We start from the raw sequence: 20,351 nt of genomic DNA, 5'->3' as shown, positions 1-20,351 counted from the left end.
GCCCCGCACCGGGCACTTCCCCGGGAGGCCCTGGGTCCCCGGGAGGCCCTGGAACGCCGGGGACGCCGCCGGGGACCACACCGCCCGGGACCACGCCCCCGCCCGCGACCACCCCGGCGCAGCTGGTGCTGACCGCCCCGATGCGGGCACCGGCGGCGGACCGCTGGTGCGAGCGCGTGACCGTGGGGATCGCCAATACCGGCAGCACGGCGGCCCGCTCGGGCACGCTCCGGTTCGAGACGCACATCATCGGCGCCCTCGGCATCGACTGGGCCACCGTCACCACCGCCCAGCCGCTCCCGGCACCCCTGGCCGGCGGAACGGCACGGACGCAGACCTACACGGTGTGCGTCGAGTCCTGGCGGGTCCCGCTGGGCATGCACGTGGAGACGCGCAGGGTCACGGCCGACTGGAGCTGACCGGCCGCGGCGGCTCGGCCGTCGACACGTGCCGCCACGGCAGCCGCAACGCGGAACCCCGGGCGCTGCGGGCAGGGCCGTGGCCGGCCCCGGGGGCGGTGCGTTGCGCCTCGAAGGCATGACCCCGGATCATGGCGGGTTTTTCCGATCCCTTTACCGCCTACTCCCGCAAATTCATTTGCCTGCAGCAACCAACCTTTCTATGGTTGCCTGAAGCAACAGGATGGAGGGGCCCGGTGAGCACTCAGGCGGCTGCGGACCACAGAACCCGTTACGAGGAGCTGGCCCGCCGGCTCACCGGTGTCGGCGCCGTCAAAAGGGAACTCGCCCGCCACCTCCCCCCGGACTGCCCGCCGGGCGCCGCGGCCGTCCTCACCCTGATCGACCGCCACGGCGAGATGCGGCTCAGCCGCCTCGCCGAGCTCATGGCGATCGACATCTCCGTCACCAGCCGCCACGTCGCCCATGTCGCCGACCGCGGCTGGATCGCGCGCGACTCCGACCCCGGCGACGGCCGCTGCCGCATCCTGCGGCTCACCCCGGCCGGCTCCGCAGTCCTGGCCGAGGCCTCCGCCCGGTACACCGGCGCGCTGGAACACGCCCTGGCCGACTGGCCCGCGCACGACATCGACGTACTCAACACCCTGCTGGCCCGGCTCCGGTCGAGCTTCCGGACAGTCGAGCTCCCGGACGAAGGAACCCCATGACCACCACCACACCCTCCGGGGTGCGGGGAGGCGACCTGACGCAGCCCTCCTCCGGCGACGCGCCCGCACTCGCGTCCGCGCCCACGTCCTCCCCCGCTCCCATGACCCACCCGCAGATCATGAAAGCGCTGTCCGGGCTCATGCTCGGCATGTTCGTGGCGATCCTGTCGTCCACGATCGTCTCCAACGCCCTGCCCCAGATCATCAGCGACCTCGGCGGCACGCAGTCCTCGTACACCTGGGTCGTCACCGCCGCCCTGCTGTCGATGACGGCGGCGACCCCGCTGTGGGGCAAGCTGTCCGACCTCTTCAGCAAGAAGCTGCTGGTCCAGGCCTCCCTGATCGTCTACGTGCTCGGCTCCGTCGTCGCAGGCCTGGCGCAGAACACCGGCACGCTCATCGCCTGCCGCGTGGTCCAGGGCATCGGCGTCGGCGGCCTCTCCGCACTCGCCCAGATCGTGATGGCCGCGATGATCTCCCCGCGCGAGCGCGGCCGCTACAGCGGCTACCTCGGCGCGGTCTTCGCCGTCGCGACCGTCGGCGGGCCGCTGCTCGGCGGTGTCATCACCGACACCGAGTGGCTGGGCTGGCGCTGGTGCTTCTACGTGGGCGTGCCCTTCGCCGTCATCGCCCTGATCGTCCTGCAGAAGACGCTCCGCCTGCCGGTGGTCCGCCGCGACGTCAAGGTCGACTGGCTCGGCGCCCTCCTGATCAGCGGCGCCGTCTCGCTGCTGCTGATCTGGGTGACGCAGGCCGGCGACTCCTACGCCTGGATCTCCTGGGCATCCCTGGCCATGACCGGCGGCACCGTCGTCCTCGGCCTGTTCTTCCTCCTCGTCGAGTCCCGCGCGAGCGATCCGGTCATCCCGCTGCGCCTGTTCCGCAACAAGACCATCAGCCTCGCCTCCGCCGCCTCCCTGTTCGTCGGCATCGCGATGTTCTCGGGCACGGTCTTCTTCGGCCAGTTCTTCCAGCTGGCACGCGGCGAATCCCCCACGATGTCCGGGATCCTCACCATCCCGATGATCGGCGGGCTCTTCGTGTCCTCCACCGTCTCCGGCCAGGTGATCACCAAGACCGGCAGGTGGAAGGCCTGGCTCGTCTCCGGCGGCGTGCTGCTGACCGCCGGCCTGGGGCTCCTGGGCGCCCTGCGCCACGACACCCCGTACTGGCACATCGCCTGCTGCATGGCGCTGACCGGTCTCGGCCTCGGCCTGATGATGCAGAACCTGGTCCTCGCCACGCAGAACCAGGTGGCCCCCGAGGACCTCGGCGCGGCCAGCTCCGTCGTCACGTTCTTCCGCTCGCTCGGCGGCGCCGTGGGCGTCTCGGCGCTCGGCGCTCTGATGGCCCACCGAGTCACCCACTACGTCCAGGAGGGGCTGGCCGCCCTCGGGCCCGAGGCGGCCGCACCGGGCAACGGCGGCACCGCCGGGGGCGGGATCCCCGACCTCGACACGCTGCCCGCGCCGCTGCGCGAGGTCATCGAGTCCGCGTACGGACACGGCGTCGGCGACGTGTTCCTCTACGCCGCCCCCTCCGCACTCCTCGCGCTGCTGATCGTGGTGTTCATCAAGGAGGTCGCCCTGAAGCCGAAGCCCTCGGCGCACAGCCCGGCCGCCTCCTCCGAGGAATAGCCCCGCCGTCCTCGGCGTCCCCGCCGACGGTCACGGGGCCGGCTCGGCGGCGGCTTCGCCTCGATCCGCGCGATCAGCACGTCGAGGCGATGCCGAAGTCCCCCGTCGGGCACCCGCCGGGCCGCCGGCGTCGAGCAGCCGCTGCAGGGCCGCGCCGAAGGCCTCGGCGTGCGGCCCGATGTTCGGGTCCGCGGCCGCCGACGGCCCCACCAGGGCGGTCCGCCGGCAGTCGGCGGTATCCGCAGGCCGGCAGCCGCGGCCGTCCGGGCCGCCCATCGCGCGCGGCGTCCGCGGGCCCGCCCGGCGGGAGCAATAGTTCGCCCAGGCCCCGGTACAAGGCGACGAGTCCGGGGAGGCCGCCCTTGATGCCGGAGGGTGCCCCTCGCGTTCGGAGACGCACGTTCAGGACGGGGCGGACGAGGCACTGAGGGGAGCGGTCAGATCGTAGAAGGTGGCCCCTCCGATGAGGACGGACCGGAAATTCGCCTTCACCCAGGTCTCGATCGCGCTGCTGGTGGAACCGCCCGGACCGCCGCGCACGGCCGCACCGCCCCGCATGCCCGGACCCTCGCCACCCGCGCCACCCGCGCCGCCCGCGCCGCTGCCCGATGCGATGAAGTAGTGGACCTTGCCGGCCTTCACGTACTCCTGGAACCCGGCGAGCGTCGGCGACGGATCACTGCCGTTGAACCCGCCGATCGGCATGACCGGCTCCCCCGAGGCGAGCTGGTAGCTCGCCGCGTTCTGCGCGCCGACGGCAGCCGCCGCCCACGTGTATCGGTCCGCGTCCTTGCGCAGGGCGGCCGTGGCCTCCTTGTCCACCTCGGTGCCGCCCAGCAGGCCTCCCATGCCCCCGCCACCCCCGCCGGGGACACCCGGGGCGCCCGGAACACCGCCGGTGCTCTGCCCGCCACGTCCGGCGCCGCCGTCCCGGCCACCGGCGCCGCGCCGGCCGTCCTGGCCTCCGGGGACCTGACCGCCGCCGCCCGGCATGCCCTGCGGAGCCCTCTGGGGCACGTTCCCGGGACCGCCCGGCATGCCCCGCGGCACGGCGTCCTGCAGGCCGCCACCGAGGCCACCCCCGGAGCCGCCACCGGGGCCGCCGCCCACCAGGCCTGCGGCCGACGGGAGTTCACCGCCTCCGAAGGGCCGCATGCCCATCCCTGCCCGGGCGCCCTGCACCGCGGGACCGGCCGTCACGATCGATCCGGCGTGCCCGGAGCCCACCGTGGTCAGGCAGTAGGCGAGGGGTCCGGCCAGGGCCGCGCCCAGGCCCAGCGCGGCCGCACCGAGCGCCGCCCGGCGGCCGAGCCGCGCCCCGAGGAGCAGCCCAAGGAGCAGCCCGGCGGCCGCGGCAAGCCCGGCCGCGAGCACGGCCCAGCGCAGCCACGGCAGGTAGCCGGGGGAGCGTCCGAGCAGGACGTACGACCACCAGGCGGTCAGCGCGAGGGTCCCGGACAGGGTGAGCGCGGCGGGCGTGCTGCCACGCTCCTCCCACAGCACGGCCGCGCCCATGCCGACCAGCGCGGCCACGAACGGGGCCAGCGCCACCGTGTAGTACTCGTGGAAGATGCCCTGCATCCAGCTGAACACCGCGGCGGTGATCAGCAGCGCGCCGCCCCAGGCCAGGAACGCCGCGCGGGCCACGCCCTCGATCGTGTCGGCGGCCCGTCCGGCCCGCCAGGTGATCACCAGTCCGGCGACCAGCATGATCAGGGCTGCCGGGAGCAGCCAGGAGATCTGTCCGCCGATGTTCGCGGAGAACAGCCGGTCGATTCCGGTCTCTCCCCATCCGCCCCCGCCGCCGGGGCGTCCGCCACCGCCGACGCTGCCGGTCTCGTTGCCGTTGATCCGGCCGAGGCCGTTGTAGCCGAGGGTCAGTTCCAGGAAGGAGTTGGTCTGCGAGCCGCCGATGTACGGGCGGGAGGCTGCGGGCCACAGTTCGACGATCGCCACCCACCAGCCGCCGGCGACGATCACCGCGACCCCCGCGAGCAGCAGCTGGCCCAGCCGGCGGCGCAGCCGGGTGGGCGCGCAGACGGCGTACACGAGGACGAGCGGCGGCAGGATCACGAAGGCCTGCAGCGTCTTCGTCAGGAAGGCGAAGCCGATCGCCGCGCCTGCCCCGACCAGCCAGGCGGTGCGCGCGCCGTCCAGGGCGCGCAGGACGCAGTAAACGGTGACGGTGAGCAGCAGGGTCAGCAGCGCGTCCGGGTTGTTGAAGCGGAACATCAGGGCCGCGACCGGGGTGAGGGTGAAGACGGCGCCGCCGATGAGGCCCGCCGCGGGCCCGAAGTGGCGGCGTACGGCGGCGTACAGCACGGCGGTCGTGACGACGCCCATCAGGGCCTGCGGGACGAGGATCTGCCAGCTGCCCAGCCCGAACAGCCGGACGGACAGGGCCATCGGCCACAGGGCGGCCGGGGGCTTGTCGACGGTGATGGAGTTCCCGGCGTCGGAGGAGCCGAAGAAGAAGGCCTTCCAGCTCTCGCTGCCCGCTTGGACGGCGGCGGAGTAGAAGGAGTTGGCGTAGCCGGAGGCGCTGAGGTTCCACAGCAGCAGGACGGCGGTGGCCAGCAGCAGCGCCACGAGGGCGGGGAGTTCCCAGCGGGGCCGGGGCACGGCCGCGGGGCGGGCTCCGGAGCCCGGGCCCGAGCCCGAGTCGGAACCGGCTCCGGTCGTCCGGGTGGTGGCGCAGTGCGGGGCGGCGGCCCGCTCGGGGAACGGGGAGTCGATGGGCGGTACGGCGGTGGTCATCGGACGTCGTCCTTGGCAGCAGGAGTGCGCCGGTCGGAGAAGACCCAGGCGCGGAAGAGCAGGAATCGCAGTACGGTCGCGGCGAGGTTGGCCGCGATCAGGACGGCCAGTTCGGTGCTGTGTCCGGGATCGGCCGTCGCCGCCCCGAGGGCGGTCAGGGAGCCGCTGGTCAGGGCGAGGCCCACGGCGAACACGACGAGGCCCCGGGCCTGGTGGCGCAGGGCCCTCGCCCGCCCGCGGACTCCGAAGGTGAGGCGGCGGTTGGCGGCGGTGTTGGCGACGGCGGACAGCAGCAGGGCGGCCGCGTTGGCGAGCTGCGGCCCTGCCCCAAGCCGGAACAGGGAGTACAGCGCGAGGTAGCAGAGGGTGGACAGCACCCCGACGGTGCAGAAACCCAGCAACTGGCGTGCCAGCCCGCGCGGCACCCCGGGCAGGGCGCTGCGGTCGCGCGGGTCGTCACCGAAGGGTCGGGCGAGCCGGTCGAGGGGCAGCGTGCCGAGGGCCAGGGCCCGGCCCACCCGCCAGACGCCCCTGAGGTCCTCCGCCGCGGTCCGGACGATGTGGACCGTGGAGTCCGGGTCGTCCACCCAGTCGACCGGCACCTCGTGGATCCGCAGCCCGGCCCGCTCGGCGAGGACAAGCATCTCGGTGTCGAAGAACCAGCCCGTGTCCTGCACGAGCGGCAGCAGCCGCTCGGCGACCTCCCTGCGGATGGCCTTGAACCCGCATTGGGCGTCGCTGAAGCGGGCCGCGAGGGAGGAGCGCAGCAGCAGGTTGTAGGCACGGGAGACGAACTCCCGCTTGGCGCCGCGCACCACGCGCGAGGAGCGGGCCAGCCGGGTGCCGATGGCGAGGTCGGAGTGGCCCGAGATCAGCGGGGCCACCAGCGGCAGCACCGCGTTGAGATCGGTGGACAGGTCGACGTCCATGTATGCGAGGACGGGGGCCTCGGAACGGGACCAGACGGTGTGCAGCGCGCGGCCGCGGCCCTTCTCCTCCAGCCGGGTGCTGCGGACCCCGTCGAGGCCGGCGGCCAGGCCGGTCGCCACCTCGGGAGTGCGGTCGGTGCTCGCGTTGTCGGCGATCGTGATGCGGAACGGGTACGGGAAGGTGCGGGTGAGATGGTCGTGGAGCCGACGTACGCACGGGCCCAGGTCCTTCTCCTCGTTGAAGACCGGGATCACCACGTCGAGTACGGGCTCGCCGGGCACGGGCGCAAGGTGCGCCCGTGCCGGGAGGGCGCCGGTGGAGGTGTCGGTTGGCATGGTCCGAGCCTCGCGGCGCGGGCTGTCACCGCTGTGTGGTGAGCCTGTGCCCTGTCTGTGAGTCCGCCGGACGGCCCGCTGCGGCACCCGCCGGGACGTCTCCCGGGGAGTCCGGCGCGACGTACGCCGAGATGTCCGCCGGAACATAGGCCGAGGATGCAGCCCGGCTGATCGCAGGCGTCTCCGGGGCGACCGGGAGGCGGACCTCGAAGCAGGTCCGCCCCGGCTCGCTCTGCACGCCGACGTGTCCGCCGTGCGCGGCGACGACGGCCTCGACGATGGCGAGTCCCAGCCCGGTGGAGCCGGCCGCCCGGGAACGGGAGGCGTCGCCGCGTGCGAACCGCTCGAAGACGTGCGGGAGCAGTGCGGGCGGGATCCCGGGGCCGTCGTCCGTGATGCTCAGCCGGACGGTCGATGTTTCACGTGAAACGCGGGCGGTGACGGTGGTGCCGGGCGGGGTGTGGGTACGGGCGTTGGCGAGCAGGTTGACCAGGACCTGCTGCAGCCGGGCGGTGTCCGCGCGGACGGGCGCGGGCTCGGCGGGGAGGTCGAGCCGCCAGTGGTGCCCGGGTCCGGCCGCCCGCGCGTCACTGACGGCGTCGACGACGAGCGGCGCCAGATCGGTGTCGGCCAGGGAGAGGGGTCGGCCCGCGTCGAGCCGGGCGAGCAGCAGCAGATCCTCGACGAGGCCGGTCATGCGCGTCGCCTCGGACTCGATACGGCCCAGGGCGTGCCGGGTGTCGGGGCCGGACTCCTCCCGCCCCCGGCGGGTGAGCTCGGCGTATCCGCGAATGGAGGCCAGGGGGGTGCGCAGCTCGTGGCTGGCGTCGGCGACGAACTGGCGGACCCGCATCTCGCTCTGCTGGCGGGCGGTGAGGGCGGAGGAGACGTGCCCCAGCATCCGGTTGAGGGCGGCGCCGACCTGCCCGACCTCGGTCCTCGGATCGGCCTCGGCTTCGGGGACGCGCTCGTGCAGGGCGGGTTCGCCGCTGTGCAGGGGCAGTTCGGATACCCGGGTGGCAGTGGCCGCGACCCGGCGGAGCGGGCGCAGGGCGACCCCGACGAGGGCCTGCCCGGCGAGGGAGGCCGCGATGAGCCCGGCCACGGTGACGCAGACCTCGACCGCGATCAGGGTGCTCACGGTGGAGTCGACCTCGGTGAGCGGGTAGCCGAGGGCCAAGGATCCGTCGGGGGAGGCCAGGACGCGGTATGTGCCGAGGCCCGGCAGTTCCAGGTCGGCGGGGGCGGTCCGGGCGCCGCCGGCGGCTTTGCGGGCGGCCCCGGTGAGCGCGTCGGACTGGGCCCGGGTGAGCCGCTGGTCGTACCCGGGACCGCCGAGCGCGACGAGGCGGCAGCCGGTGACGGTGCCGTCGGCCGTGATCCGGATCCCCACGGCTTCCAGCGGGGTGCCGGGGGCGGCGACGAAGCAGAGGCTGTTCCCGGCGGCGGGCTTCCCGCCGCCGGGGCCGCGCAGGTTGGCCATGTCGACGGAGACGCGCAGCTGCTGGTCGACCTTCTTGACGAGGTACTCCCGCAGCGCGAGGGTGGTGACGGTGCCGATGGCGGCGCCCACGACGGCGATCAGAAGCACCGCGGAGGCCACGAGTCGGGCCCGCAGGGACCAGGAACGGGGGCGCCCGAGCCGAGTCCGCAGCGACCGCGAACGGGGGCGCCGCAGCCGCTGCGGGCGGAGGGCCGGCAACGCCACTAGTCGGCCGGCTTGATCAGGTAGCCGGCGCCGCGCCGGGTGTGGATCATCGGCGGCAGACCGGGGCCGCTCTCGAGCTTCCGTCGAAGGTAGGAGATGTACAGCTCGACCACGTTGGCCTGGCCGCCGAAGTCGTACGACCACACCCGGTCCAGGATCTGGGCCTTGCTCAGCACCCGCCGCGGGTTGCGCATCAGGTAGCGCAGCAGCTCGAATTCGGTGGCGGTCAGATGGATCTCCCGGCCGGCCCGGGACACCTCGTGGCTGTCCTCGTCGAGCAGCAGGTCGCCGACGGCGAGGGCGGAGCCCCCGCGTGCGGCCTGTGCGGCCCCCGAGCGGCGGACCAGGCCGCGCAGCCGGGCCACGACCTCCTCCAGGCTGAACGGCTTGGTGACGTAGTCGTCGCCGCCCGCGGTCAGCCCGGCGATGCGGTCCTCGACCGAGTCCTTGGCGGTCAGGAACAGCACCGGGATCTGCGGGATGGCGCGGCGCAGCTGCCCGAGGACGGCGAGGCCGTCCATGTCGGGCAGCATCACGTCGAGGACCACCACGTCGGGGCGGAACTCCCGGGCAGCTCGTACCGCGCCCGCCCCGTCGCCGGCGGTGCGTACCTCGCAGCCCTCGTAGCGCAGGGCCATGGACAGCAGTTCGGAGAGAGCGGCCTCGTCGTCGACGACGAGCACCCTGCAGGGCCCGCCGTCAGCGCGGACGAGGGCGGCGGGGGTGCCGGTGGACGTGGACGCGGGGGAGGCGGTCGTCGCAGTCATGCGACCACGCTGGCGGCGCCCTCTGAGAGCGTTCTTGCGCCTGTCTGTGAATTTCCTGAGAAACGGTCCGCCCTTCGGAAAACGTGCTGATCAGTCGAGACCGAACAGCCGGGCCCCGTTGTCGTGGCAGACGGCGCGCAGCCAGTCGTCGCCCAGGCCCAGCCGTTCCAGGACGGCGAGCTGGTGCTCGTACGGGTACGGGATGTTGGGGAAGTCGGTGCCGAGCAGGATGCGGTCGCCGAGGTCCGCGAGCCGTCCGAGCTCGTCGGCGGGGAAGGTGCTGAACTGCTCGGAGAAGTCCGTGAAGGCCATGGTGGTGTCGAGGCGCACCTGCCGGTACCGCTCCGCGAGGTCGAGGAACTCCCCGTACTCGGGCATTCCCATGTGGGCGATGACGAGCGCCAGCCGGGGATGCCGGGCGAGAACGGCGGAGACGGGCCCGGGGCCGGTGTGCTTGCCGGGGACGGGCCCCGAGCCGCAGTGGACCACGATCGGGATGCCGGCTTCCGCGAGCAGCCCCCAGACCGGGTCGAGCAGCTCGTCGGCGGGGTCGTAGCCGCCGACCTGCAGGTGCGCCTTGAAGATCCGCGCGCCCGCGTCGACGGCCCGGCGGACGTATGCGGCCGCCGAGTCCTCAGGGAAGAAGGTCGCGGTGTGCAGGCAGTCGGGGGTGCGGGCGGCGAAGTCGGCCGACCAGGAGTTGAGCCAGGCCGCCATCTGCGGTTTGTGCGGGTACAGCATGGCGGTGAAGGCCCGGACCCCGAACTCCCGGAGGAGCGCGACCCGCTGCTCCTCCTCGTGCCGGTAGGTGATGGGCCATGCGACACCGGTCAGCGGCCCGACCGCGTCGAAGTGGTCCCACACCTTGTCCAGTACCCGCTCGGGCATGAAGTGCGTGTGGACGTCGACCAGTCCGGGCAGGCCGAGCCGCTCCCGGAAGGCGCGGACCGCGTCAGCCGTTGCGCTCAAAGCCATGGCTCCGTTCGACGCTCGCGATGTGCAGGGTGTAGCTCTCGTACCAGTCGGCGCGGCCCCGCTTCATGGCCGCCTGGTGTTCGAGGTCCTGCCGCCACCGGGCGAGGGCGTCGTGGTCGCGGAAGTAGCCGACGGTGATGCCGAGGCCGCCGGGGGTGCGGGCGGACTCGTAGCCGAGGAAGCCGGGGATCTCGCGGACGAGCTCGTCCATGCGGGCGAAGGTCTCCGGGTAGCCGCTGTCATCGGCGGTGCGGACGGAGCTGAAGACCGCCATCAGATACGGCGGTTCGAAGGCAGGCACGGGCTTGATGGTCATGGACACACCCTCGGCGGCAGCCCGGCCGATGTCCACCGGAATCCGGCCCGGGCCGCCAACGGGATCCAAGATTTGACCTTGGGGCGGCGGCGGGCGGGCGCCGCCCCCGGAGAGAGGCGAGGACGGGGCTCAGAAGAGCCCGTCCTGCCTGCCTGCGGTGCCGGGCGGGAGGGCGGCGGCCGTCGGCACATCGGTGGTCCGGCTGACGGCGGGGGCGACGAGCTCCCAGCCGGCGAGCAGGCGGCTGTCGACGACGAGCCCGTCGGCCAGGTGCAGATCGGGGCCGGCCGCTCCGGCGAGCAGGCCGACGACGGCCCCGCCGGGCACCATCCCGGTGGCCACCCGCGCCGGGACGGGCAGCCCGGCCAGCCCGAACGTCCCGGCATGGTCGGTGACTTCGCAGGCCAGCACCTCCAGCGACGACGGCCAACCCGGCAGGCCGGCCGCCCGGGCGTGCAGGGCGGCGACCTCCCGGGCCCGGTCGGCCGGGGCCGGGAGCGCCGCCCGGGCGGCGCGCTTGCGGGCGTACGGGATCCGGTCGGGCACGCCGAGCGCGGCGCGCAGCAGTTCCTCGGTGCGCCGGCCTGCCATCAGCGGGCCGCGGCCGAGCCAGGCCCAGGTCACCGCCCCCTGTTCCAGGAGCCGGGCGGGGCCGCGTTCCTCGGCGGTGATGCCGACCTTGACCATGCCGGGGCCGAACCAGGCCAGGTAGACGCGGTAGGTGCGCGGGTCGGCGACGTTGGTGTCGGCGGCCACCGAGAACGACCGGTCCAGACGGGCGCATTCGGGGCACTGGGCGCTCGTGGCCCGGCCCGGGACGCGGGCGGCGGCGGGGCACGGGGTCCGCTTCCCGGCGCGGCGCACGCCGAGGCAGGTCCGCTCCCCCTGAGCGGCGAAGGCGAGGGGCCGACCGTAGGCGAGCGGGCTGCTCCGCTCGCCTCGCCCCTCGGCGTACCAGCCGATGGCCGGGTGGCCGTCGCTCCACCGGATCCCGGTGCACCGCCAGGTCACAGCGGGAGGGGCCGCTCGAAGAAGGTCTCCAGGACGACCGTGGGGTGTGTGCCGCTGACCCCGTCGATGGCGTAGAGCCGCCGCAGCACGTCCTGGAGCTGTTCGGTGGTGGTGGTGCGCACCTTCACCAGGACGGAGGCGCTGCCGGCGATGACGTGGGCCTCCTGGATCTCGGCGATCGCCTCGAAGGCGCCGGCGGAGTTCCCCAGCCAGGCGTTGGCGTCGACCATCACGTAGGCGAGCACCCCACTGCCCACGGAAGCCGGGTCCACGTCGACGGTCGTCCGCCGGATGACTCCGCGCTCGCGCAGTTTGCGCACCCGCTCGTGGGCGGCGCCGGCGGAGAGGCCGACGGCGGCGCCGAGGGCGGCGTACGACTGGCCCGCGTCCTGCTGGAGGTGCCGGACGAGCGCCCGGTCGATGTCGTCCACGCGATCTTCCTCCCACGTGTCGGGCAATCGCTTCCCTCGACGGTACCTGATCCTGCAATCCACCCCTGCAACCGAACGCCATTCGATTATTTGCTCAGAAGCAGGAACGATGTCGCCCACTGACGACCTTCATCTGTACGAAGTTCTGGACGAGGCTTTCCGCAGCGGCCGCTGCACCAACGTTGACGCCCGCCTCGAACGCTTCACGACGACTGCCGCCGGGGGCCCGCGGCACCTGCCGGCCCGGCGGCAGGCGGCGCGGAGCGGCCTCCCCAACACCCGGATGCTGCGCTCGACGGCTCGATCTGGTTCTCGGACCCGGACTTCGGCCTCACCGGCGACTACGAGGGCGTGCGCGCGCCGTCCGGGGTCGGCGCCTGGGCACCAACGCAAGAGGCCCCCCGGTGAACCGGGGGGCCTCTTCGGCTGTGCACTCGGCAGGATTCGAACCTGCAACCTTCTGATCCGTAGTCAGATGCTCTATCCGTTAAGCTACGAGTGCTTGGGCTTCCCGGGGTTTTTCGCCCCGTTGGCCTTGCGAGAACAACAATACATGGACCTTGCCGGGACGCGAAATCCGTTAACCAAACATGGTCTGACCTGCGAAAACGCCCCGAAGAGTGATCGTCCGGACGGATGCGCGCCCCTCCTGGGCGCGTACGGACCCCGAACACGAACGCCGTCCGGACGGCATGCGCGGGATGCGGCGGACGGCAGGGACGGGAAACGTCGGACGCCGTGCATCGGATGCGGAGGTCGCGGCGGACGTCCTTCACCGATGTGGAGGATGCGGAACCTGCCGGAAACGCAGCGAAGCCCCGATCCGTGAGGACCGGGGCTTCGCCGATTGCGGAGGCGGAGGGATTTGAACCCTCGATGGGGGGTAAGCCCCAAACCGCATTAGCAGTGCGGCGCCATAGACCGGACTAGGCGACGCCTCCAGTGCACCCCCGCGCAGAGGGTGCGTGCAGATGATGACACAGCCGCAGGGCCGGTCACCAATCCGCTCCCACGGTACTAGGCAAGCTGGTCGCAGAGCAAAGGCTTAACCACTCCCGGCACACGGGTCCGCGGCGGCCGTCACGCACGGCACGCGCATGTCGTTGGTCCGGCGTACGACGTACGGACGACCTGGAGTGCCCCATGCTGCGACTCGCCGCCTTCGCCGTCGCCTCCGCCGTGGCCACCGCCGCCGCGGGCCCGCTGCCCCCGCTGACCCCGCTGCCCCTCGACCGGCTGCTGTCCTCCCCCGACCGCCTCACGATCTCCGTCTCCCACACCGGCAACCCCCGGGCGGACGGGGAGTACCTCCTCGAGTGCCACCCCGTCGGCGGGGACCACCCGCGGGCGGCACAGGCGTGCGCCCGCCTCGACCGGTTCGCCCAGGACGGCGAGAACCCCTTCGCCGAGGAGCCCAGGCGCCAGATCTGCACCCAGCAGGACGGCGGACCGGCCAGGGCGCGCATCACCGGCACATGGCAGGGCCGCAAGGTGAACGCCTCATTCCGAAGGACCAACGGGTGCGAGATCGCACGGTGGCGCGCCCTGGAACCTGTGCTTCCGGCCGGGCGCTCCTGACCTGGGAGGATGCGGCGGATGCCCGGACTACCCGGAACATCCGCCACCCCAGGCCGGGGCCGTGCCCTTAGACTCCTCCCGTGACATGCCGGTAGTCGTGGTCAGGGAGGAAGCTCGTCGTGAGCAGCAGGCCATCCCGAGGCGCTGCTCGCCTCGCAGCAATACTCGACGCGCTTCCGGACGCGCTGCTGCTCGTCAACGGCAACGGCACGGTCGTCAACGCGAATTCCATCGCCCTCGAGGTCATGGAGAGCCCCGGCACCGGCTTGGTCGGCCGCGGCGTGCTCGGCCTGTTCCCCGACCTCGACTCCAAGCTGATCCCCGGCTCCATGCGCCGCCCCGGCGATGACGACGGCGGCCGGGCGAAGCCCCAGCGGATGGTCGCCCGGCGCACCGACGGCAGCGAGTTCCCGGTCGAGGTCACTTACGCCCACTTGGACGGCCGGGACGCCTACCGCGAACCTCAGCCCGCCTACACCGGGGACGAGCTGCTGATGCTCGTCGTCCGCGACCTCTCCGAGACCGTGGACACCGAGGCCGAGCTGGCCCGCTCGCAGCGGCAGACCGAGATGATCCTGCGTGCGGCCGCCGAGGGCGTCGTCGGCACGGACACCGACGGCCGCGTCGTCCTGGTCAATCCGGCAGCCGCGCAGATCCTCGGATACCGCGCCACCGACCTCGGGAACCGCGAACTGCACGCCCTGATCCAGCACTCCCGTGCCGACGGCTCCCCGTTCCCCTTCGAGGAGTCCCCCCTCGCCGACACCCTGCGCAGCGGCCGCAAACACCGGGTGCGCGGCCAGGTGCTGTGGAACAAGGCCGGACAGCCGGTCTCCGTGGACCTGACCACCTCCCCCGTGCGCGACGGTGACATGCTCGTCGGCGCCGTCATGACCTTCACCGACCGGCGTCCCTTCGACGCGCTGGTCGCACGCCACGCCCAGCTCGTGGCGGTGCTCGGCGATTCCCTGCGGGGCCCGTTGGAGGAGCTGCGCGGCGAGCTGGCCACCCTGGCCGCCGACGACGGCGGCCAGCTGTGGCCCGAGGCCAACCAGCTGCTGCACCACCTGGCCGCCGGGTACTCCCGGATGACCACCCTCGTCGACAACGTGCTCGCCTACCAGCGCCTGGACGCGGGCAGCGAGAAGCTGAAGAAGAAGAACGTCCTGATGGACGGGGTCGTCAAGGCCGGCGTCGACGGCGCCGTCGAGCTGATCGGCCCGGGCCGGGCGCAGTTCGCCGTGCACGCGCCGACCATCGAGGCCGAGGTGGATGCGGAACGGATCGCCACCGCCCTCGCGCATCTCGTCGCGGACGTCGCCGGGGTGGACGCAACCGGCAAGACCCCCCAGGGCAGCGGGTACTCCGACTCCACGATCGTGGTGGCCGCCGCACAGCGCGGCAAGGTCGTACGCATCGAGGTGCGCGGGCCCTACCAGGGCGGCAACCCGGTGCACGAGCCCATCGTGCGCGGCATCGTGACAGCGCACGGCGGCATGCTGCAGACGGTGGAGGTACCCGGCGCGCCCGGTGGAGCGTACGTACTGGAGCTCCCGCTGGGCTCGGGAGCCGGGACGGTGACCCTGCCCGAGCCGGAACCGGAACCGGAACAGGAGCCGGAGTCCGAGCCGGCTTCGGAGCCCGAGCAGGAACCGAAGCCGGACGTGCAGGATGGAGCAGCAGCCAAGAGCACGGGTCGGCGCGGCCGACGCGGGGTGGACGCCTTCCTGGAGGACTCGGCGGACGAGGCGGGCGCGCCCGGCGGCGCCGCGGCCGGGCGCGCGCTGGCGCTGCCGTCCGGGCGTCGGCGGGCCGGCGAGGCCCCCGCGGACGCGGCGGCCCCCGCGCTCGCGCAGTCCCCGGTGAACCCGGCCGGCCTTGGCACCGGCCGTCGGCGCGGCCGGGACGGCGACGGCGAGGGCGCCGAGGGCGGTGTCGGTCGGCCCGTGCCTCCCCCGGGCACCGCCATGCCCGCGCTGCCGCCGCCCGTGCCCTCCATGCCCTCGGTTCCGGTGACCGAGCACCCTGCCGGCCGACGGCGTGCGCTGGCCCAGGCCGGTCCGGCCCGGCCCGGCGGCCCCGTGCCCGCGGCGGGACTGGCACCCGCCGCACCCGGCGGCGGCGCGGCTCCCGCCCGGCCGATCGCCCCGGAGGGCGGCTTCGCGCTGCCCGCCGGCCCGACGCCCGGTCCGGCCCCTGTCCCGACCCCTGTTCCGGCCTCGTCTGCGGTCCCGGCCGCGACGGCCGTTCCCGTTCCCGCCGCCGGGCCGTTCCCGGCCGCGCCGGGGTCGCCCGCGTCGCCCGGACCGACCGGGTCCGCTCCAGGCGATGCCCCGGTTCCCGCCGGTACCGCGGCTCCCGCTCCCGGTTCCGCTCCCGTTCCCGGTTCCGCTCCCGTTCCCGGTTCCGCTCCTGCGTCGGGTGCCGTGCCCGGCGCCCCCTCCGACGGCGAGGCTCCGGTCGGGCGGCGCGCGCGGCGGGCGCTGGCCACGCCCGGCGGGGAGTCCGCGGCTCCCGCCGCGCCGGCCGCCGCGGAGGCCGTACCGCCGACCGGGCGGCGGCGCGCCCTGCCGCCCACTCCTGCCTGGCCGGTTCCCGCGGCCCGCACCGCCCCTGAGGATGACGAGGCCACCGGCCGTGCCGCCGCTCCCGGAGCCCGGCAGCCCCGGGACGGCCAGGCCGAGTCGGGACAGCCGATCAGCGTCCGCACCCTCGGCCAGGGCATCTCGGTGGACCCGGCCGGCGCCCCCGGCGGTGCCGCCACCGGTGGTTCGGGACGCCGCCGTCGGCTCGCCGAGCCCGCGCCGCAGGGCCGTGCCTTCGTGATAGGCGCCCCGGAGGCGGGCGCGGCCGAGGGGCCGGAGCCGCTGGACGGACCCGGCGGAGCCGTCGAGGTGGTCAGCCGCCCTGTTCCGCCGCCGGTCGACGACGAGCTGCCGCCGGAGCCGCTGGACAACCCGCGTCGGCTCCTGGTGTGGCCCGCGCCCGACCTGCAGACGCAGCAGGCGCTCACCGAGAACGGCTACCGCCCGGTGGTCGTGCATTCCCGCGAGGAAGTGGACGCGCAGATCGCGGCGTTCCCCGCCGCCCTCTTCGTGGACCCGCTGACCGGCCCGATCACCCGTACCGCCCTGCAGTCGCTGCGCGCGGCCGCGGTGGCCGCGGAGGTGCCCGTCCTGGTCACGGCCGGGCTGGGCCATGCCTCCCGCGAGGCGGCGTACGGCGCGGATCCGGCCGTGCTCCTCAAGGCGCTCGCGCCGCGCGACAGCGAGCAGCACCCTTCACGGGTCCTGCTGATCGAGGAGCGCGACGGGGTCGCGACCGCGCTCACGGCCGCGCTCGAACGGCGCGGCCTGCAGGTCGCCCGGGCGGGCGCCGACACCGACGCGGCTGAGCTGGCGTCCCGGGTGCGGCCGAACCTGGTGGTCATGGACCTCATGCAGGTGCGCCGTCGGCGGGCCGGCATCGTCGACTGGCTGCGCGCCAACGGCCGGCTCAACCGGACCCCGCTGGTGGTCTACACGGCCACCGGCATCGACGATGCCGTGCTGCCGCGGCTCACGTCCGGGGAGAACGTGCTCTTCCTCGCCGAGCGGGCCACCACCGCGGACGTCCAGGGCCGCATCGTGGACCTCCTCGCCAAGATCGGCACCAACTAGCCATCCTGGCCCGATGGTCATCACCGACACGTCCGAGCATCCCGTACCCGCCGACAACGGGGAGGTGAGCCTGCTCATCGCCCGGCAGGTCGAGCCGGGGTACGAGGCGGCGTTCGAGACCTGGGCCCGCGGCATCCTGGAGACCGCCGCGTCCTTCCCGGACCACCTCGACTACGGGCTGTTCCGCCCCGCCCGGGAGGGAGCGCCCTGGTTTCTCGTGCACCGCTTCCGCGACGAGGCCGCGCTGCAGCGCTGGCAGGACTCCGCGGAGCGGGCCGCCTTCTTCGCGGACTGCGAGGGACACCACCACACCGAGACGGCCCGGCGCGAGCTGCACGGCATGGAGACCTGGTTCTCCAAACCGGGTACGGCCCGGCCCGCGCCGCCGCGGTGGAAGATGGCGATCAGCTCGGGGCTGGCCATCTTCCCGATCTCGCTGGTGGGCAACGCAGTGCTCGGGCCGTACCTGATCGACGCGAACTCCGTGCTGCGGACGGCGGTCTTCGCCGCCGTCTTCAGCACCCTGATGACCTACGTGGCCATGCCCGTCGTCAGCAGGCTGCTGCGGCCCTGGCTCACGCGCGACTGACGGTGGCTCAGCCGAGCACGGTGACGTCGAGCTCGCCGTCGGCGTACTGCCTGCGGATCACCTTCTTGTCGAACTTGCCGACGCTGGTCTTGGGGACCGCCTCGATGAACGTCCAGCGCTCGGGCAGCTGCCACGAGGCGATGGACTGGCCGAGGAAGGCCCGCAGGGCCGCGCAGTCGACGGTCCCGCCCTCCTCGAGGACGACGGTGGCCAGGGGGCGCTCGCCCCACTTCTCGTCCGGGACGGCGACGACCGCGGCCTCGACGACCTCGGGGTGCGCCATCAGCGCGTTCTCCAGCTCCACACTGGAGATCCACTCGCCGCCGGACTTGATCACGTCCTTGGCTCGGTCGGTGAGCGTGAGGAAGCCGTCCGGACTGATCACACCGACGTCACCGGTCTTGAGCCAGCCGTCGGAGCTGAACTTGTCCTCGGGGCGCAGCGGTTCGCCGGACTGGCCGCCGTAGTAGGCGCCCGCGATCCAGGGGCCGCGCACCTCCAGCTCGCCCGCCGACTTGCCGTCCCAGGGCAGGATGTCGCCGCCGGGGCCGACCAGGCGCGGTTCGACGCCTGTCGGGAAGCGGCCCTGGGTGACCCGGTACGGCCACTCCTCATCGGCGCTCAGGCCGGCCGGCGGGTGCGCCATGGTGCCCAGCGGCGAGGTCTCGGTCATGCCCCAGGCGTGGCAGAGGCGGACGCCGAGCCTGTCGTACGCCTCCATCAGGGCGGGCGGGCAGGCGGCGCCGCCGATGGTGACCTGCTGCATGGATGTCAGGTCGCGCGGGTGGGCGGTGACCTCCGCGAGGAGACCCTGCCAGATGGTGGGGACGGCCGCGGCGTGCGTCGGCCGTTCCCGCTCGATCATGTCGGCGAGCGGGGCGGGCTGCAGGAACCGGTCCGGCATCAGCATGTTGATGCCGGTCATGAAGGTGGCGTGGGGCAGGCCCCAGGCGTTCACATGGAACTGCGGGACGACGATGAGGCTGGTGTCCTTGTCGGTCAGCCCCATCGACTCCGACATGTTGACCTGCATGGAGTGCAGGTAGATGGAGCGGTGCGAGTAGACGACGCCCTTCGGGTCGCCGGTGGTGCCGGAGGTGTAGCACATGGCGGCGGCCTGGCGCTCGTCCAGCTCCGGCCAGTCGTAGTGACCGGAGCGGCCCGCGAGGAGCTCCTCGTACTCGTGGACGCGGACGCCGCGCCCGTCGAGTGCGGAGCGGTCGCCGACGCCCGAGACGACCACGTGTTCGACGGTGGGCAGGTGCGGCAGCAGCCGGGCGAGCAGCGGCAGCAGGGTCCCGTTGACCAGCACGACGCGGTCGGCGGCGTGGTTGACGATGAAGACGAGCTGCTCGGGGGGAAGTCTGAGGTTGAGGGTGTGCAGGACCGCGCCCATGGAGGGGATCGCGAGGTACGCCTCGACATGCTCCGCGTTGTTCCACATCAGCGTGGCGACCCGGTCGTCCTGCTGGACGCCGAGTTCGTCGCGCAGGGCGTGGGCCAGGCACCCGGCCCGGGCGCCGATCTCGGCGAAGGTCCGCCGGTCCGGCTCCGCCTCCCCGGTCCAGGTGGTGACCTGGGAGTTCCCGTGGATCGTCATACCGTGTCGGAGTATCCGGCTGACGAGAAGCGGTACGTCCTGCATGGTGCTCAGCAAAGCGTCCTCCCGTGGGCGCTGCAGCGCTGCGGCGGCTTGGAATGCTGCCGATTCTGCGCGCGTACCGGTCGGCATGTCACTACCCAGAGGTACAAACACGGTGCGCAATCGCTGTCGGAGGCACGAAGTGGCGCCGCGCACAGGTTCGGGGTGTCCGTGCGGTGCACGGCGCACAGGCAGGAGCAGCGGGCGGGCGTTGTCTCACGCGAGACGGCAGCTCGGTTTCACGTGAAACGAGTGCCGCGGTTTCACGTGAAACATCCCTGGTCGCAGTGGTTCGGGGGAGGCGGGCGCTCAGCGGACGGGGGTGAGCTCCGGGTCCTCGCGGAGCTTGACCAGCGCGCGGGAGACGGAGCTCTTCACCGTGCCGATCGAGACCCCCATGAGCTCGGCGGTCTGGGCCTCACTCAGGTCCTCGTAGTAGCGCAGGACGACCATGGCGCGCTGCCGGTCGGGCAGCCGGGTCACGGCGCGCCACATCGCGTCGCGCAGGGCCTGCACCTCGGCGGGGTCGGTACTCGGCGTCGCCTCGGTCTCCGGGATCTCGTCACAGGCGAACTCGTCGACCTTGCGCTTGCGCCACTGGGAGGTGCGGGTGTTGACCAGCGCCCGCCGGACGTAGCCGTCCAGGGCTCGGTGGTCCTCGATGCGGTCCCAGGCGGCGTAGGTCTTGGCCAGCGCCGTCTGGAGCAGGTCCTCGGCGTCGCACGGATTGGGCGTGAGCGAGCGCGCGGTGCGCAGCAGGCTTGCGCCCCTGGTCCGGACGTACGCCGAGAAGGACGGGTACGGCGTCGGCTGCGAGGCGAGCGTGCACACGGGCGTGGTCATGGCTCCACGCTAGGAGTGCGGGGCCTTGCAGCGGATCGGCCGCAGGT

Annotated in this window: 15 protein-coding genes, 2 tRNA genes and 1 pseudogene; 6 read left to right on the top strand and 12 right to left on the bottom strand. The window is 73.4% G+C overall.

All coding sequences use genetic code 11. From position 1 onward, the window contains the following. The 3 genes and pseudogenes from HYE82_RS10805 to HYE82_RS10795 all read left to right on the top strand — a co-directional run. A pseudogene (locus tag HYE82_RS10805) lies at positions 1 to 419 on the top strand (hypothetical protein); the annotation flags it as partial. 236 nt (positions 420 to 655) lie between these two features. Further along, positions 656 to 1,126 (top strand): MarR family winged helix-turn-helix transcriptional regulator, encoded by a 471-nt coding sequence (locus HYE82_RS10800; RefSeq protein ID WP_309144268.1) that lies wholly within the window; start codon positions 656 to 658, stop codon positions 1,124 to 1,126. After that, positions 1,123 to 2,763: an MDR family MFS transporter gene (locus HYE82_RS10795; RefSeq protein WP_256987067.1), complete on the top strand. Its 1,641-nt coding sequence runs from the start codon at positions 1,123 to 1,125 to the stop codon at positions 2,761 to 2,763. The genes HYE82_RS10800 and HYE82_RS10795 overlap by 4 nt, the downstream gene beginning before the upstream one ends. 402 nt (positions 2,764 to 3,165) lie before the next feature. Here HYE82_RS10795 and HYE82_RS10790 read toward each other — a convergent pair whose 3' ends face one another. From HYE82_RS10790 to HYE82_RS10745, 10 genes are all read right to left on the bottom strand, one after another. Further along, a complete protein-coding gene (locus tag HYE82_RS10790; RefSeq protein ID WP_179173755.1) occupies positions 3,166 to 5,520 on the bottom strand; it encodes a glycosyltransferase family 39 protein in 2,355 nt (784 codons plus the stop codon). Further along, entirely contained in the window at positions 5,517 to 6,785 is a 1,269-nt protein-coding gene (locus HYE82_RS10785; protein ID WP_179173754.1) for a bifunctional glycosyltransferase family 2/GtrA family protein, read from the bottom strand. The genes HYE82_RS10790 and HYE82_RS10785 overlap by 4 nt, the downstream gene beginning before the upstream one ends. A gap of 25 nt (positions 6,786 to 6,810) precedes the next feature. Further along, a complete protein-coding gene (locus HYE82_RS10780) occupies positions 6,811 to 8,439 on the bottom strand; it encodes a cell wall metabolism sensor histidine kinase WalK (RefSeq protein ID WP_179173757.1) in 1,629 nt (542 codons plus the stop codon). A 53-nt stretch (positions 8,440 to 8,492) separates the two neighbouring features. Next, complete coding sequence (locus tag HYE82_RS10775; protein WP_179173753.1) at positions 8,493 to 9,260, bottom strand: response regulator transcription factor; 768 nt, start codon at positions 9,258 to 9,260, stop codon at positions 8,493 to 8,495. A 90-nt stretch (positions 9,261 to 9,350) separates the two neighbouring features. Continuing rightward, positions 9,351 to 10,235: an amidohydrolase family protein gene (locus HYE82_RS10770; protein ID WP_179173752.1), complete on the bottom strand. Its 885-nt coding sequence runs from the start codon at positions 10,233 to 10,235 to the stop codon at positions 9,351 to 9,353. Then, positions 10,213 to 10,551: an antibiotic biosynthesis monooxygenase gene (locus tag HYE82_RS10765; protein WP_179173751.1), complete on the bottom strand. Its 339-nt coding sequence runs from the start codon at positions 10,549 to 10,551 to the stop codon at positions 10,213 to 10,215. The genes HYE82_RS10770 and HYE82_RS10765 overlap by 23 nt, the downstream gene beginning before the upstream one ends. Before the next feature lie 129 nt (positions 10,552 to 10,680). Continuing rightward, positions 10,681 to 11,562: a DUF2797 domain-containing protein gene (locus HYE82_RS10760; protein WP_179173750.1), complete on the bottom strand. Its 882-nt coding sequence runs from the start codon at positions 11,560 to 11,562 to the stop codon at positions 10,681 to 10,683. Next, a complete protein-coding gene (locus HYE82_RS10755) occupies positions 11,559 to 11,993 on the bottom strand; it encodes an Lrp/AsnC family transcriptional regulator (RefSeq protein ID WP_179173749.1) in 435 nt (144 codons plus the stop codon). The genes HYE82_RS10760 and HYE82_RS10755 overlap by 4 nt, the downstream gene beginning before the upstream one ends. Before the next feature lie 429 nt (positions 11,994 to 12,422). Further along, positions 12,423 to 12,495, bottom strand: a tRNA-Arg gene (locus HYE82_RS10750). A gap of 348 nt (positions 12,496 to 12,843) precedes the next feature. Further along, positions 12,844 to 12,934, bottom strand: a tRNA-Ser gene (locus HYE82_RS10745). Positions 12,935 to 13,136: 202 nt separating this feature from the next. Here HYE82_RS10745 and HYE82_RS10740 point away from each other — a divergent pair. From HYE82_RS10740 to HYE82_RS10730, 3 genes are all read left to right on the top strand, one after another. Further along, positions 13,137 to 13,571 (top strand): SSI family serine proteinase inhibitor, encoded by a 435-nt coding sequence (locus HYE82_RS10740; protein ID WP_179173748.1) that lies wholly within the window; start codon positions 13,137 to 13,139, stop codon positions 13,569 to 13,571. Between the two features lie 119 nt (positions 13,572 to 13,690). Next, the gene (locus tag HYE82_RS10735) at positions 13,691 to 17,230 is read left to right on the top strand and encodes a PAS domain-containing protein (RefSeq protein ID WP_179173747.1); all 3,540 of its coding nucleotides are present in this window, start codon (positions 13,691 to 13,693) and stop codon (positions 17,228 to 17,230) included. Between the two features lie 13 nt (positions 17,231 to 17,243). After that, positions 17,244 to 17,819, top strand: coding sequence for an antibiotic biosynthesis monooxygenase (locus HYE82_RS10730; protein WP_179173746.1), 576 nt, complete (start codon positions 17,244 to 17,246; stop codon positions 17,817 to 17,819). Positions 17,820 to 17,826: 7 nt separating this feature from the next. Here HYE82_RS10730 and HYE82_RS10725 read toward each other — a convergent pair whose 3' ends face one another. Then, positions 17,827 to 19,476 (bottom strand): long-chain fatty acid--CoA ligase, encoded by a 1,650-nt coding sequence (locus HYE82_RS10725; protein WP_179173745.1) that lies wholly within the window; start codon positions 19,474 to 19,476, stop codon positions 17,827 to 17,829. A 294-nt stretch (positions 19,477 to 19,770) separates the two neighbouring features. After that, on the bottom strand, positions 19,771 to 20,304 hold the full coding sequence (locus HYE82_RS10720) for a SigE family RNA polymerase sigma factor (RefSeq protein ID WP_179173744.1): 534 nt from the start codon (positions 20,302 to 20,304) through the stop codon (positions 19,771 to 19,773). Positions 20,305 to 20,351 lie beyond the last annotated feature (47 nt).

Origin of the sequence: Streptomyces sp. BR123 (genome assembly GCF_013401435.1) — a bacterium.
In the GTDB taxonomy this organism is placed as follows: Bacteria; Actinomycetota; Actinomycetes; order Streptomycetales; family Streptomycetaceae; genus Streptomyces.
Note: the sequence above shows the minus strand (reverse complement) of the source record. Positions and strands in the feature narration are given on the sequence as shown.

Coding starts and splice junctions, on each gene's coding strand:
- HYE82_RS10795 (WP_256987067.1), top strand. CDS start 1,123: ATGACCACCACCACACCCTCCGGGGTGCGGGGAGGCGACCTGACGCAG.
- HYE82_RS10790 (WP_179173755.1), bottom strand. CDS start 5,520: ATGACCACCGCCGTACCGCCCATCGACTCCCCGTTCCCCGAGCGGGCC.
- HYE82_RS10785 (WP_179173754.1), bottom strand. CDS start 6,785: ATGCCAACCGACACCTCCACCGGCGCCCTCCCGGCACGGGCGCACCTT.
- HYE82_RS10775 (WP_179173753.1), bottom strand. CDS start 9,260: ATGACTGCGACGACCGCCTCCCCCGCGTCCACGTCCACCGGCACCCCC.
- HYE82_RS10770 (WP_179173752.1), bottom strand. CDS start 10,235: ATGGCTTTGAGCGCAACGGCTGACGCGGTCCGCGCCTTCCGGGAGCGG.
- HYE82_RS10765 (WP_179173751.1), bottom strand. CDS start 10,551: ATGACCATCAAGCCCGTGCCTGCCTTCGAACCGCCGTATCTGATGGCG.
- HYE82_RS10740 (WP_179173748.1), top strand. CDS start 13,137: ATGCTGCGACTCGCCGCCTTCGCCGTCGCCTCCGCCGTGGCCACCGCC.
- HYE82_RS10730 (WP_179173746.1), top strand. CDS start 17,244: ATGGTCATCACCGACACGTCCGAGCATCCCGTACCCGCCGACAACGGG.
- HYE82_RS10720 (WP_179173744.1), bottom strand. CDS start 20,304: ATGACCACGCCCGTGTGCACGCTCGCCTCGCAGCCGACGCCGTACCCG.